The sequence below is a fragment of the Pseudomonas sp. CCI3.1 genome (assembly GCF_034313985.1).
Lineage (GTDB): Bacteria > Pseudomonadota > Gammaproteobacteria > Pseudomonadales > Pseudomonadaceae > Aquipseudomonas > Aquipseudomonas psychrophila.
The window spans coordinates 5339079-5353948 of the sequence record NZ_JAVIWO010000001.1 but is presented as its reverse complement, the minus strand read 5'-3'; the positions used below and the strand labels follow the sequence as shown (position 1 = coordinate 5353948).

At 57.9% G+C, this 14870-nt stretch carries 13 protein-coding genes; all 13 read right to left on the bottom strand.

The genetic code is table 11. The annotated features are described in order from the left end of the window. Positions 1 to 52: 52 nt before the first annotated feature. Positions 53 to 1558: an amidophosphoribosyltransferase gene (gene purF / locus RGV06_RS24635; RefSeq protein ID WP_019829040.1), complete on the bottom strand. Its 1506-nt coding sequence runs from the start codon at positions 1556 to 1558 to the stop codon at positions 53 to 55. A gap of 41 nt (positions 1559 to 1599) precedes the next feature. Then, positions 1600 to 2157, bottom strand: a complete 558-nt coding sequence (locus tag RGV06_RS24630) for a CvpA family protein (RefSeq protein WP_019829038.1) — start codon at positions 2155 to 2157, stop codon at positions 1600 to 1602. 106 nt (positions 2158 to 2263) lie between these two features. Beyond that, positions 2264 to 2890, bottom strand: a complete 627-nt coding sequence (locus RGV06_RS24625) for an SPOR domain-containing protein (RefSeq protein WP_046809803.1) — start codon at positions 2888 to 2890, stop codon at positions 2264 to 2266. Further along, positions 2874 to 4181, bottom strand: coding sequence for a bifunctional tetrahydrofolate synthase/dihydrofolate synthase (gene folC / locus RGV06_RS24620; protein WP_322151665.1), 1308 nt, complete (start codon positions 4179 to 4181; stop codon positions 2874 to 2876). The genes RGV06_RS24625 and folC overlap by 17 nt, the downstream gene beginning before the upstream one ends. Beyond that, a complete protein-coding gene (gene accD / locus RGV06_RS24615; protein WP_046809805.1) occupies positions 4178 to 5098 on the bottom strand; it encodes an acetyl-CoA carboxylase, carboxyltransferase subunit beta in 921 nt (306 codons plus the stop codon). Before accD ends, folC begins: the two co-directional genes overlap by 4 nt. Before the next feature lie 268 nt (positions 5099 to 5366). After that, a complete protein-coding gene (locus tag RGV06_RS24610) occupies positions 5367 to 5990 on the bottom strand; it encodes a phosphoribosylanthranilate isomerase (protein WP_019829030.1) in 624 nt (207 codons plus the stop codon). 56 nt (positions 5991 to 6046) lie between these two features. Continuing rightward, a complete protein-coding gene (truA, locus tag RGV06_RS24605; protein ID WP_019829028.1) occupies positions 6047 to 6871 on the bottom strand; it encodes a tRNA pseudouridine(38-40) synthase TruA in 825 nt (274 codons plus the stop codon). 223 nt (positions 6872 to 7094) lie between these two features. Next, complete coding sequence (locus RGV06_RS24600; protein WP_322151663.1) at positions 7095 to 9494, bottom strand: FimV/HubP family polar landmark protein; 2400 nt, start codon at positions 9492 to 9494, stop codon at positions 7095 to 7097. Between the two features lie 188 nt (positions 9495 to 9682). Continuing rightward, entirely contained in the window at positions 9683 to 10693 is a 1011-nt protein-coding gene (locus tag RGV06_RS24595) for an aspartate-semialdehyde dehydrogenase (protein WP_019829026.1), read from the bottom strand. Between the two features lie 317 nt (positions 10694 to 11010). Then, positions 11011 to 12123, bottom strand: a complete 1113-nt coding sequence (asd, locus tag RGV06_RS24590) for an aspartate-semialdehyde dehydrogenase (RefSeq protein WP_019829025.1) — start codon at positions 12121 to 12123, stop codon at positions 11011 to 11013. 68 nt (positions 12124 to 12191) lie between these two features. After that, positions 12192 to 13274: a 3-isopropylmalate dehydrogenase gene (gene leuB / locus RGV06_RS24585; RefSeq protein ID WP_322151660.1), complete on the bottom strand. Its 1083-nt coding sequence runs from the start codon at positions 13272 to 13274 to the stop codon at positions 12192 to 12194. Positions 13275 to 13331: 57 nt separating this feature from the next. Continuing rightward, entirely contained in the window at positions 13332 to 14099 is a 768-nt protein-coding gene (locus RGV06_RS24580) for a class I SAM-dependent methyltransferase (RefSeq protein ID WP_019829023.1), read from the bottom strand. Positions 14100 to 14218: 119 nt separating this feature from the next. Continuing rightward, complete coding sequence (gene leuD / locus RGV06_RS24575; protein WP_019829022.1) at positions 14219 to 14863, bottom strand: 3-isopropylmalate dehydratase small subunit; 645 nt, start codon at positions 14861 to 14863, stop codon at positions 14219 to 14221. Positions 14864 to 14870 lie beyond the last annotated feature (7 nt).

The following is a 14870-nucleotide window of genomic DNA, read 5'->3' as shown; positions in this document are numbered from 1 at the left end:
CTTTGTATTGGATGAACGCAAACCGGCCCATCAGGGCCGGTTTGGTGAACACTTAGTTGTTGTACAAGCCTATCGTCGCGCCAACACCTTGGGCAACCACCTTGGATGCATCATTGCGCGCACGCTCGATACGTTCCAGATAGTTGTCATCGATATCGCCGGTCACGTACTTGCCGTCAAACACAGCACAGTCGAACGCGTCGATCTTGATCTTGCCACCACCGACGGCTTCGATCAGGTCAGGCAAGTCCTGGTAGATCAACCAGTCGGCACCGATCAATTCGGCCACTTCCTGGGTACTGCGATTGTGTGCGATCAGCTCATGAGCGCTTGGCATGTCGATGCCATAGACGTTCGGGTAGCGAACGGCCGGGGCCGCCGAGCAGAAGTAGACGTTCTTGGCACCCGCTTCGCGGGCCATCTGAATGATCTGCTTGCAGGTAGTACCGCGCACGATCGAGTCGTCCACCAGCATCACGTTTTTGCCACGGAACTCCAGTTCGATGGCATTGAGTTTCTGGCGCACGGATTTTTTACGCGCAGCCTGACCCGGCATGATGAAGGTGCGGCCGATGTAACGGTTTTTAACGAAGCCTTCGCGGAACTTGACGCCTAAATGGTTGGCCAGCTCCAGAGCAGCGCAACGGCTGGTGTCCGGAATCGGAATAACCACGTCGATATCGTGTTCCGGGCGCTCGCGCAGGATCTTCTCTGCGAGTTTCTCACCCATGCGCAGACGCGCTTTATAGACCGAAACACCGTCGATGATCGAGTCCGGACGCGCCAGGTACACGTGTTCGAAGATGCACGGGGTCAATTGCGGGTTAACCGCGCACTGACGAGTGTGCAGCTTGCCGTCTTCAGTGATGTAAACGGCTTCACCCGGCGCAAGGTCGCGAATCAGGGTAAAGCCCAGCACATCCAGGGAGACGCTTTCGGAGGCGATCATGTACTCGACGCCTTCATCGGTATGACGCTGGCCGAAGACGATCGGGCGAATGCCATTCGGATCGCGGAAACCGACGATGCCGTAACCGGTGATCATGGCAACCACGGCATAACCGCCGCGGCAACGATTGTGCACGTCGGTCACTGCAGCGAACACGTCTTCTTCAGTCGGCTGCAACTTGCCGCGCTGAGCCAGCTCGTGGGCGAAGACGTTGAGCAACACTTCCGAATCGGAGTTGGTGTTGACGTGACGCAAGTCAGATTCGTAAATCTCCTTGGCCAGCTGTTCAACGTTGGTCAGGTTGCCGTTATGCGCCAGGGTGATGCCATAGGGCGAGTTGACATAAAACGGCTGAGCTTCAGCTGAAGTCGAGCTGCCAGCGGTTGGATAGCGCACGTGACCAATGCCCACGTGGCCGACCAGGCGCTGCATGTGGCGCTGATGAAACACGTCACGAACCAGCCCGTTGTCCTTGCGCAGAAATAACCGGCCATTATGGCTGGTAACAATACCGGCAGCATCCTGGCCGCGGTGCTGGAGGACGGTTAGCGCGTCATACAGCGCCTGATTGACGTTCGACTTACCGACGATACCGACGATGCCACACATGCGACGCAACCCCTACTTAATGGATCTGAACTGAACACCACTCACTTGGGCTGGGTAGCCGGCAAGAGGTGCTCCTTGAACGGAATGTCAGCGGGTACGCTGATTCCGCTGGCCAGCCACTGACTGCTCCACCCCAGAATGAGGTTTTTGGACCAGTCGGCAACCAATAGAAATTGTGGCACGAGCCTCGACTCTTGCCACCATGAGTCTTGCTGTACCGGCCCCAGGCTAAGCAGCCCGACCGCAGTGACCACGAGCAACGCGCCACGCGCAGCGCCGAAGGCCATGCCGAGAAAACGATCGGTCCCGGACAAGCCGGTGACACGAATCAGTTCGCCGATAAGAAAATTGATCATTGCGCCTACCAGCAAGGTGGCGACAAACATGATGGTGCACCCAACGATAACGCGGGCGGAAGGAGTTTCTATGTATCCGGTGAGATATTGAGACAGTGAACCGCCGAACATCCAGGCAACGACCCCGGCAATGATCCAGGTGCACAGCGACAATGCTTCTTTTACGAAGCCGCGCTTCAAGCTGATCAAAGCGGAGATGGCGATAATTGCAACGATCGCCCAGTCAACCCAGGTAAATGGCACAGTTCAGCCTACAGACAGATAAGGCGGCGCATTTTAGCAGAGCGCCGCCTCTCAGGTAAGGCGATTTATCTGTGCTTAAGCAATCTGATTGAACCTTTTTACGCGCTCAACCACGTTCCGGCTGGAAGCGCACCACAAAACCCTTGAGATTTTGCTGTTTGCCGAGCAAATCACGCAGGCGATCGGCCTCTGCACGCTCAAGCAATGGACCGACAAAAACTCGATTCATTCCGCCAGAAGATCGCACGTAAGCGTTATACCCTTGATTGCGAAGAGTTTTTTGAAGGTTATCAGCGCTTGCCCGATTCGACAGACTCACCAGTTGGACTGACCAACTGATCGGCAAACCGTTGGGGTCAACACGTTTTTGCGTGGTATCCAGTTTGGCCGGTGCCTGGGCAACCGTTTGTGCCGGAGTGACCGCCGGTGGTTTTGGGGCAGCTACTGCAGGCTTGGCAACCACAGGCGCGACGGGAGCCGGCGCCTGCTGCTCGACAATCGGCAGCTGTTCCGGGGCGGGCTCCTCAGCAATGACCTGAGGTTCCGGCACGACAACTGGCTCAACCTGAACCGGCTGCATGACCGGAGTCTGTGGCGCCGTGGGGGCATCCACCTGGATTTGACGCTGCTCGTCCTGACGAGAAAACAGCATCGGCAGAAAAATCACAGCCAGCGCCACCAATACCAGGGCGCCTACCATGCGCTGCTTGATTACCTTATCCAGCATAGCCATTTGCAGCCTCCTCCATGGCACGCCGCTCCAACCACTCGAGCGCTTGCGCGACACAATAAAATGATCCGAACAACAGGATTTCGTCTTCAGGTGTCGCCCGCTCGCACTGTGCTTCAAGCGCCGCATCCACACTGCCATAAGCCGAAACCGAAGCGCCGAGCCCTTGTAGCGCGGCCTGAACTTCGGTCGCCGTGCGCGTACGCGGGGTGTTCAACGGCGCAACCGCCCAGTGCTCGACCGACGAAGCGAGCTGCGACACTACGCCATCAAGATCCTTGTCTGCCAGCAGACCGAACACCACCAGGCGCTTGCCAGCCACAGGCCGTTGTGACAAACGACGCTGAAGGTATTCGGCCGCATGGGGGTTGTGCCCCACATCCAGCAGCACATTCAGGGTTTTGCCTTTCCAGTTGAATGAGCGGCGATCCAGTCGACCCGTGACACGAGTGCCTTTTAGCGCGCCGATGATACGGGCCGGCTCCCAGGGCAGACCGCTCAACGCATAGGCCTGCACGGCCAGGGCTGCGTTTTCCATGGGCAAATCCAGCAGCGCAATGTCACGCAGCTCCAGGACTTGCCCTTTTGCATCCAGGCCACGCCAATGCCAGACCTGCTCTGAACTGGCCAGATCGAAGTCACGACCGCGCAAGAACAGTGGGCAGCCCAGCTCTTTGGCCTTGTCGAGCAAGGTATGAGGAGGATTGAGATCGCCACACAAGGCGGGCTTGCCCGCACGGAAAATCCCGGCTTTCTCGAACGCCACGGATTCGCGGGTATTGCCCAGGTATTCAACATGATCGACACCGATGCTGGTGACCAGCGCCAGGTCGGCATCCACCAGATTGACCGCATCCAGTCGTCCGCCCAGCCCTACTTCCAGCACAACGGCATCCAGCTGAGCACGCTCAAACAGCCAGAACGCAGCTAACGTGCCCATTTCAAAATAAGTCAGGGAAGTCTCGCCCCGCCCTGCATCCAACGCCGCGAAGGCCTCGCAAAGCAGTTCGTCGCTGACTTCAACCCCGTCAATGTGTACGCGCTCGTTGTAGCGCAGCAAGTGAGGTGAACTGTAAACCCCCACCTTGAGCCCTTGCGCCTGCAGCAACGCGGCCACAAACGCACAGGTCGAGCCCTTGCCATTGGTGCCCGTAACCGTCACCACCCGAGGCGCGGGCTTTTGCAGCCCCATGCGGTTCGTTACCTCGCGCGCGCGATCCAGCCCCATATCAATGGCGGCCGGATGCAGCTGTTCAAGATAGGCGAGCCACTCGCCAAGGGTGCGCTGGGTCATATGTTTGCAGGTGCCGGCGGAACAACGATGGTTTCAACAGGTGCCGCAACGAACACAGGTGTAGGCAAGCCCATCATCTGTGCCAGCAGGTTACCCAGGCGTGGACGCAGTTCCTGACGCGCAATGATCAGGTCGATTGCGCCGTGCTCCAGCAGGAACTCGCTGCGCTGGAAACCTTCCGGCAGTTTTTCACGAACGGTCTGCTCGATCACGCGTGGGCCGGCAAAACCGATCAGCGCTTTCGGCTCAGCCACGATGACATCGCCAAGCATTGCCAGGCTGGCCGAAACACCGCCATAGACCGGGTCGGTCAGTACCGAGATGAACGGAATGCCTTCTTCACGCAGACGCGCCAGTACCGCAGAGGTCTTGGCCATTTGCATCAGGGAGATAAGCGCTTCCTGCATCCGCGCACCGCCGGAGGCCGCAAAGCAGATCATCGGGCAGCGGTTTTCCAGTGCGTAGTTGGCTGCACGGACGAAACGCTCACCGACGATGGCGCCCATCGAGCCGCCCATAAACGAGAACTCAAAGGCAGACACCACCACCGGCATGCCCAGCAAGGTACCGCTCATGGAGATCAGTGCGTCTTTTTCGCCGGTTTGCTTTTGTGCGCCGACCAGGCGGTCCTTGTACTTTTTGCTGTCGCGGAACTTGAGACGGTCAACCGGCTCCAGATCTGCACCCAGCTCGGCACGGCCGTCGGCATCCAGGAAAATATCGATGCGGGCACGCGCGCCAATGCGCATGTGGTGATTACATTTCGGGCAAACGTCCAGGGTCTTTTCCAGCTCTGGACGATAAAGCACAGCGTCGCAAGACGGGCATTTGTGCCACAGGCCTTCAGGTACCGAACTCTTTTTGACCTCGGAACGCATGATCGAAGGAATCAGCTTGTCTACCAACCAGTTGCTCATGCTTTCTTTCTCCAGTACCGGCGACCAGAACCGTTGAGTTCAGGCCCCGTGTATGCCCTTGAGCTAAATTCATTAGGTGTGTGGCGATGGTTGCAAATGCTGCGGTCAGCCCACGGCAAACCAGCGAAACCCTGCAACCCTCAGCCTCCCGACAACACGCTCCAGAGCGGCCGCCACTTTAATTTCTGCCCGTCAAATCACCGGGCCCGCCTGCTTTGCAGAGCGGTAATGATGGACGGCGGCAGATTGCCAGCCGTCACATCGGGCATCAGTTTGTTACTCGTACTGCCTGCATAAAGGCACGAATCTTGTCGTGATCCTTGATGCCCTTGCTCTTTTCAACCCCGCCACTCACATCAACGGCATAAGGACGCACTTGGACAATGGCACCTGCCACGTTCTCGACTGTCAGGCCACCCGCCAAAATTATCGGCGCGCTCAGATCCCGTGGTATCAAAGACCAGTCGAATGCCTGACCGGTTCCACCGGGCACGCCTTCAACATAGGCATCGAGCAAAATACCGCTGGCACCCGCATACGCCTTGCAAGCACCGGCGATGTCATCACCGGCCTTTACGCGTAAGGCCTTGATGTAAGGACGGTGGTAACCCTGGCACTGCTCCGGGGTCTCATCGCCATGAAACTGCAGCAAATCCAGCGGCACTGCATCCAGCGTTTCGTTGAGTTCACAGGCGCTGGCATTGACGAACAAACCGACCGTCGTCACAAACGGTGGCAGAGCCGCAATAATGGCTCGTGCTTGCAACGCGGTAACGGCCCGCGGACTTTTTGCGTAAAACACAAAACCCAAGGCGTCAGCGCCGGCCTCGACCGCAGCCAGTGCATCTTCTATGCGGGTAATACCGCAGATCTTGCTGCGAACAACGGACATCTCGATAACACCCCGAACGCGAAAGTCCCGGATGGTAACAAATGCTTATCCGGGCGTCAGCCGTCCAGTTCGGTAAAACCAGTCAAGAAATGTGGACCTATGTAACGCTCCGGCAATTGAAACTCGTCGCGATATTCAACTTGCACCAGATACAGGCCATAGGGATGCGCCGTCACACCGCCCGAGCGGCGAGCACGACTCTCCAGCACTTCCTTGATCCACTCCACTGGCCGCTCACCGGTACCGATGGTCATCAGCACACCGGCGATGTTGCGCACCATGTGATGCAGAAATGCACTGGCGCGAATATCTAGCACGATCATTCGACCGTGACGGGTCACGCGCAAATGGTGCATTTCCTTGATAGGGGATTTGGCCTGGCATTGACCGGCTCGAAAGGCACTGAAGTCATGCACGCCCAACAAGTACTGGGCAGCCTCGGCCATGCGCTCTACATCCAGCGGACGATGGTTCCAGGTGACTTCCTGATTCAAGTGCGCCGGGCGGATCTGATCGTTATAGATCACATAGCGGTAGCGCCTGGCGATAGCCTTGAAGCGCGCATGAAAATCCTCAGGCATGACCTTGGCCCAAGTCACGCTGATGTCATGGGGCAGGTTGATGTTGGCGCCCATGACCCAGGCCTTCAAAGAACGCTCGGCCTGGGTGTCAAAGTGCACGACTTGCCCGCAGGCATGCACACCGGCGTCCGTACGCCCGGCACACATCAATGAAACAGGAGAGGCCGCGACTTTTGACAGGGCATTTTCCAGAGTTTCCTGAACGGTGAGCACACCATTGGCCTGACGCTGCCAGCCGCTGTAGCGCGAACCTTTGTATTCCACGCCAAGCGCGATTCGAAAAAAACCTTCGGCAGCCATTTCAGCGGCTGGGTTATCTATATTTGCCAAGAACTTACAGCCTGATCATAAACGCAAAGGCGGCCATTATAAGGCGCACCCGGCAAGACGCCATGAAACATTTCAACCGACCTGTAGATACCGCTGCTGGTGGTAAAGCCACCGAGGGAGTGAGCCTGCTCGCGATTGATCTTCGCAAGCAGGCTCACTCCCTCGGTTGAATCTCTAGCCGGCAAAGACCGGATCAGGTCAACCGCGCCAGCATTTCCTGGGCTTCAGCCTGCTGCTGAGCATTACCCTCTTCCATGACTTCAGTCAGGATATCCCGCGCGCCCTCGTCATCGCCCATGTCGATATAGGCCTGGGCCAGATCGAGCTTGGTAGCGGTTTCGTCGGCACCCGACAGGAAGTCAAACTCGGGCTCATCATCGGCAAATGGCTCAGCCAGGGATGACTGCTCAAGGCTTTGCGACAGTCGATGCAGCTCGGCATTGACCTTGTCCAGCTCCAGGGAAAAGCTGTCCGGTTCGGTACTCGCCGGAGCACTTTCGTCCGCCAGTGACAAATCGAAGTCATCCGGCAGCACCAGATCCAAGTCCGACACGTCTTCACGAGCAGCCTGAGCTTCAGCCTGCTGCTCAAGGACGGCCTCAAAGCTGTCTGCCGCAGGTTTGTCGACACTCGGCGGCTCTGGAGACACCACAGCAGGCGAAGCGGCTTCAAGCTCATCGAGACTCAAATCGAAGTCGTGATCAAACGTATCGACGGGAGGAGCCGTCTCAGGCTCGGACTGCACCTCGCGATCATCACGCATCATCTCCTGCACGAACTGTGCTTGAAGCTGTGTGGCTACGGCCGCTGTGGCAATGCCCGCCGCCGCCACCAGCATGCCCGGATAGCGCTTTTTAAGCTGCTCGACCTCAGCGTGGTTCTTGCCATTGGCAACCAGTTGACGCTCTTGGGCGATAAAAGCTTCGCGCTCCCCCTGCTCGCCGTAAACCTGCATCAGTTTTAGACGCAAATCACTGCGCTGCGGAGCTTGATCAATTGATGCCTTGAGCAATATGGCGGCTTCACTCAACTGGCGTTGCTCAATCAACTGCTCAGCCTGTTCCAGCACATCTGCCGCAGGCTTGGCCAACGACACGGGTGCAACCACGGGCGCTACGATTGCAGTTTCTGCCACTGGTGCCGGTGCCGGTGCCGGTGCCGGTGCCGGTGCCGGTTCGAGCTTGACGCTACGCGATGGCGTCTCCAACCCTTCAAAACTGCTCTGCGGCATATCCAGATCAACTGAAAAATCGGACTCCACTTCGAGATCCCGAGCCATGCGTGCATGTTTTTCGGCGGCTTGCAGGGCTTTGCGTCGACGCGCCATCAACAGAAGCAGGAGCAGCAGCAAGACCGCCCCGCCACCCATCAGCCCAAGCAGCATCGGGCTTGCCAGCAAGTCCTGGATTTTTCGCTCAACACTTGGCGGCGCAGTGTTTTCAACAGGGGTTGGCGCGACGGCTGTAGCGGGCACACCCTCAAGGGCAGGCGCAATATCAGCTTCAGGGGCGTCCGCCGCCTGGGCGACCAGTTGTGCCGGTATCGCCGCCGCCGGGTCGGCAGGTAGCGCTTTTTCGGCTTCCAGCTTGGCCAACTGGTCGTTCTTCAACACGATCAGGCGCTGGAGTTTGTCCAGTTGGCTTTGCAAATCTTTCATCCGGCTTTGCAGCTCGGCGTTTTCGCGGCGACTGGTATCCAGCCCCTCCTGGGTCATCGCCAGCTTGTCACTCACATTACTGGCGTCCCCAGCAGCGCCCTTGCCCGCCGCCTTGCTCGGCTGGCCCGATACCAGACTCAAGCCATCCCGGGTCACGGCCTTGGCGGGCGACGCCTGCTCAGGCTTGCGCCCGGTGGCATCCAGCTGTTGAGCCAGCGGCACGGTGCGACGGCCATTACGCCAATCGGAATTTTGCGAGGCGACCTCGTTAACGGCCTTGGCATGAGGCAACTGCACGCTTTGGCCCGAGTCCGGCAAGCGCAGCACCTGACCGGTTTTAAGACGGTTGATATTGCCGTTGATGAAGGCATCAGGGTTCAGGGCCTGAATCGCCAGCATGGTCTGCTGCACCGAGCCGCCATTGCGTGCCTTGGCGGCGATTTCCCACAAGGTGTCACGGGCCGTCGTGGTGTATTGCGTTGGCTGTGCAGATTCCGGCGCAGAAGCCGACGCCGCAGCAGCCGTCTGGGGCGAGAACTTTGCAGGATCGAGCAACACGCTGTAGTCGCGCATCAAGCGGCCGTTGGGCCACATCACCTGCACCAGGAACTTAACAAAAGGTTCGGACAGCGGCTGGCTGGAAGTCACGCGCAACACGCTCTTGCCATCAGCGTTGATCACTGGCGTGAAACGCAGATCATCCAGGTATGCCGGGCGTGGCACGCCTGCCTTGCTGAACTCCTGCTCAGGGGCAAGGCTGGGCACCACTTGTGCCGCGGTCAGATCCTTAACGTCCAGCAACTCGATTTCTGCAAGCAGTGGCTGGTTTTGGGTCGACTTAAGCGTCAGTTCCCCGAGCCCAAGCGCGTGTGCCATACCGGATGACAGCGCCGAAGCGGCGGCGATTGCTAACACTAATTTGCGAACCTGAACCATAGCCTCTTCCTTATTGGTACAGCTCTCGTCCCACGAGACCTGCATAGCTGCTGCCTGAAGGCATGGTCCGGGGCTTTTGCCACCGGACACATCACCCCATTAAACCTGCAAGCCCTTACAGCAGCTTTACTGCGGCGACCGGCACTGGAACCTTGGGCAACCAGTTACAAATTGGCGCCAAGTATCTTTTACAGCAGGTCTTTTATCAACAACTCAGCCAACTGTACGGCGTTCAACGCAGCACCCTTGCGTACGTTGTCTGAGGTCAGCCACAGGTTGAGCTGGGAAATGTCGTCCACACCGTGACGGACACGACCTACATAGACCACGTCCTGACCTACCGCATCCCCCACAGCTGTAGGATAGTCGCCGTCTTCAACCAACTCGATACAATCACCGGCTTCAAGCGCGGCATTGACCCCGGCCAAGTCAACCGGACCGGCCAGTTGCATGGACACACTAAAGCTATCGCCAAAAAACACCGGCGCTTGAATGCAGGTGACAGAAATTTTCAGCGCAGGCATGCCCAGCACTTCGCGCAACTCCGTCACCAGGCGTTTTTCCAGCGGCACATGGCCCTGAGCATCTGGCTTTCCAACTTGTGCCAGCAGGTTGAATGCCATCTGGCGATCAAAAAAACGGGTCTCCAGCGGATGCAGGTTCAACAACGCAGTGGTTTGGCGCGCCAGCTCAGAAACCGCTTCACGCCCTTGGGCAGAGACCGCTAGGCACGCGGTCACACTCACATGTTCAATGTCCAGCAAACCGCGTAACGGCGCCAGGACCACAGCCAGGGCGGTCGCCGAAGGGCTCGGACTGCTGACCTGAACAGGCTTTTTCAACGAAGCCAAAACTGGCGCATTCGCTTCAGGCACCACATGCGGCGCTTGAGCCGAAGGCAGTGCACCGGACAAATCGATCACAATGCAGCCGGCTGCGCTGGCTTTGGCAGCAAAACCAAGGGTGACGGCAGGCCCTGCGGCAAAGAAAACCAGCTGAACCTTGCTAAAATCGAACTCGTCGACTTCACGCACTCTTACGTTTTTGCCTCGAAAAGGCACCGAATGCCCGACCGACTCGCTGCTGGCCAGCAAGTGCAAATCCGCTATCGGGAAATCGCGCTCTTCCAGGATCTGTACGATGGTTTCGCCGACAGTGCCGGTGGCGCCAACAACGGCGATATCAAAGGACTGGCTCATGTGTCTACCTCAGGCGAAACGTGGGGAGCGGCACTTTACCGGGCGCAACTGCGACAGGCAACGCAACCGGCCAATTTGATGGCTGATGACAATTCGTAGCAGCTGCCGAGGAACGATGGCTGCGTCCGATTGCGAAGCGATCGTAAAACCTGTGTACACGTTTTAACAGGTAGACCGAAGGCTCAGGCCTTACGACGACTGCGTCGCCGGACGCAGCCATCGTTCCTTGGCAGCTGCTACGGCTAACCGCCACACGAGAATCCAATAAAAAACCCGCCACTCTTGCGAGAGGCGGGCCTTGGGTTTGCCAGGACGAATTAACGCTCCAGCAAGATCCGCAACATGCGACGCAACGGCTCAGCCGCGCCCCACAGCAACTGATCGCCAACGGTGAACGCACCGAGGAATTGCGAACCCATGTTCAGCTTGCGCAGACGGCCAACCGGCACATTCAGGGTACCTGTGACCTTGGTCGGGCTCAGTTCTTGAATGCTGGCTTCACGCTGATTCGGCACCAGCTTGACCCAAGGGTTGTGCTGGCTGATCAAGCCTTCGATATCAGCAATGGGCACATCCTTGTTCAGCTTGATGGTCAATGCCTGACTGTGGCAACGCATCGCGCCGATACGCACACAGATACCGTCAACAGGAACCGGGTTTTTGAAGCGACCCAGAATCTTGTTCGTTTCTGCCTGCGCCTTCCATTCTTCACGGCTCTGACCGTTTGGCAGCTCTTTGTCGATCCACGGAATCAAGCTACCAGCCAAGGGCACGCCGAAGTTTTCGGTCGGGTACGCATCGCTGCGCATGGCTTCTGCCACACGACGGTCAATGTCCAGGATTGCACTGGCCGGATCAGCCAGTTGATCTGCCACCGCGGCATGGGTCGCGCCCATTTGCTTGATCAGCTCACGCATGTTCTGCGCGCCGGCGCCCGAGGCCGCCTGGTAGGTCATGGCGCTCATCCACTCGACCAGACCTGCTTCAAACAGGCCGCCCAGGCCCATCAGCATCAGGCTGACGGTGCAGTTGCCGCCGATGTAGTTCTTGGTGCCCGCGTCCAGTTGCTGGTCGATCACCTTGCGGTTGACCGGGTCCAGAATAATGACCGCGTCATCCTGCATCCGCAGGCTCGATGCCGCATCGATCCAGTAACCTTGCCAACCCGCCTCACGCAGCTTGGGGAACACCTCGGTGGTGTAGTCGCCGCCCTGGCAGGTCAGGATCACATCGAGGGTTTTTAACTCTTCAATGTTGTAAGCATCCTTGAGCGGGGCAATATCCTTGCCCACGGACGGACCTTGTCCACCGACATTGGAAGTAGTAAAAAACACTGGCTCAATAAGATCGAAATCCTGCTCTTCCAGCATCCGCTGCATGAGTACGGAACCAACCATACCGCGCCAACCGACCAGACCTACACGCTTCATCACAACGACACCTTTAACAAAAAGTGGGGTCGTTACTTCCACCAACAGGAAGTAACGGGCCAGAGAGATTACAGATTCTGTAGCGCGGCGACTACTGCATCGCCCATTTCCTGTGTTCCAACCTTGGTGCAACCCGCCGACCAGATGTCGCCGGTGCGCAAGCCCTGGTCCAGAACCAGGCTCACCGCCTGCTCAATGGTATCGGCCGCAGCGCTCTGATTGAAGCTGTACCGCAGCATCATCGAGACCGACAGAATGGTTGCCAGAGGGTTGGCAATGCCCTGCCCTGCGATGTCCGGCGCCGAACCGTGGCACGGCTCGTACATGCCTTTATTGTTGGTGTCCAGGGATGCCGACGGCAGCATGCCAATCGATCCCGTGAGCATCGAGGCCTGATCGGACAGGATGTCGCCGAACATGTTCTCGGTCACGATCACGTCAAATTGCTTGGGCGCTCGCACCAGTTGCATGGCGGCGTTGTCGACGTACATGTGGCTCAGTTCAACGTCCGGGTAGTCCTTGGCGACTTGCTCGACCACTTCACGCCACAGTTGGCTGGAAGCCAGTACGTTGGCCTTGTCTACCGAACACAGTTTTTTACCGCGAACACGGGCCATGTCGAAACCGACACGGGCGATGCGACGGATCTCGCTTTCGCTGTACGGCAGCGTGTCATAAGCCTGACGCTCACCGTTTTCCAGTTCGCGGGTGCCGCGCGGTGAACCGAAATAGATGCCGCCAGTCAGCTCGCGAACGATAAGGATGTCCAGACCCGCAACGATTTCAGGCTTGAGGCTCGATGCATCCGCCAGTTGCGGATACAGGATCGCCGGACGCAAGTTGCCGAACAGACCCAATTGCGCACGGATTTTCAGCAGACCACGCTCAGGGCGAATATCGCGATCGATCTTGTCCCATTTAGGGCCACCCACGGCGCCCAGCAACACAGCGTCGGCCACACGAGCGCGCTCCAGGGTTTCGTCAGCCAGCGGTACGCCATGCTTGTCGATGGCAGCGCCGCCGATCACGTCGTGGGTCAGCTCAAAGTTCAGGTTGAACTTGTCGTTGGCCAACGCCAGCACCTTGACCGCTTCGGCCATGATTTCCGGACCAATACCGTCGCCTGGGAGAATCAGAATCTGCTTGCTCATGGGTTCCTCTTTCTTGTCTGTTGATGCCCCCGCAGGCGCATCCTGAAATATTTAGGGTTACTTCTCAGCCCAAAGCACCAGCACATCGGTGCAGAACGAGCCATCGGCTTCAACTTCAAAATAATCGCGAACTTCAGCGCCCATCGACTGTTGCAACTGGCGAATGGCCGCGCTCATGACCTGCGGCGTACGCATGCGCTCAATCCAGGAGCTGAACTCTAAACGCAAACGCTGGCGCTGTGTGCTGCGCGTATGCAAACCGGCTTCACTGACCTGGCGCAGCCACTCGGCAGTGGAGTAATCGCGCACATGGCTGGTGTCGCGCAGCACCTCAACACTTTGCAGATAGGTGTCGAACAGCGGACTGCCGGGAGAAATCACATCGATAAATGCCGCCACACCACCCGGCTTGAGTACCCGACGCACTTCACGCAGGGCCACACCCAGGTCGCTCCAGTGATGCGCCGAATAACGGCTGAGCACGTAATCAAATTCACCGTCAGCAAAGGGCAGGCGCTCGGCCGCACCGCACACGGTACTGATATTGCCCAGCTCGCGATCGATCGCAGCGGCGCTTACGACATTGAGCATTTGCTGCGACAGGTCATAGGCCACCACTTCCTTGACCAGTGCCGCCACATGGAAACTCACATGGCCCGCGCCACAGCCCAGATCCAGCACCCGCGCCTCTGACTTGCCGGCCAGCTCGGCCTTTAGCAGGCCGAATTCTGTGCCTTGCGCGTGCACGGCGCTGCTCAAATAGGCCGAAGCCTGTTCGCCGAACTGTTTTTGTACAACCTGGGTGTGCTGGGCGGTGCTGGTCATGTTGATGTCCTTGTTGAATCTGTAGTCGCTGCCGCAGGCTGCGATAGGGGTCGCGGAGATTCCAGGAAACGGGTTGCTACGCAACCCTTCGCAGCCTGCGGCAGCGACTACAAGACGTGTTATGCGTCGCGGAACAACCACGGCTGGCTTGCACGGTGCTTGCTTTCAAACGCTGCAATCGCCTCGCCGTCCTGCAAGGTCAAACCGATATCGTCCAGACCATTGAGCAAACAATGTTTGCGAAACGCATCGATCTCAAAGTTCATGACTTTGCCATCGGGGCGGGTCACGGTTTGCGCTTCAAGGTCGATACTGAGCTGGTAACCCGGCTGGGCTTCAACCTGAGCAAACAGTTCATCAAGCTCGGCGTCGCTCAAGATGATCGGCAACAAACCATTTTTAAAGCTGTTATTGAAGAAGATGTCGGCATAACTCGGCGCGATGATGCTGCGAAAGCCATATTCTTCCAGCGCCCATGGCGCGTGTTCACGGCTGGAACCGCAGCCGAAGTTTTCACGGGCCAGCAACACGCTGGCGCCCTGATAACGCTCGGCGTTGAGCACAAAGTCCTTGTTCAGGGGGCGCTTGGAGTTGTCCTGGTACGGCTGCCCTACATCCAGATAGCGCCATTCATCAAACAGGTTCGGACCAAAACCAGTGCGCTTGATCGACTTCAAAAACTGCTTGGGAATGATTTGGTCAGTGTCCACGTTGGCACGATCCAAAGGCGCGACCAAACCCGTGTGCTGAGTAAAAGCTTTCATGCTGCGC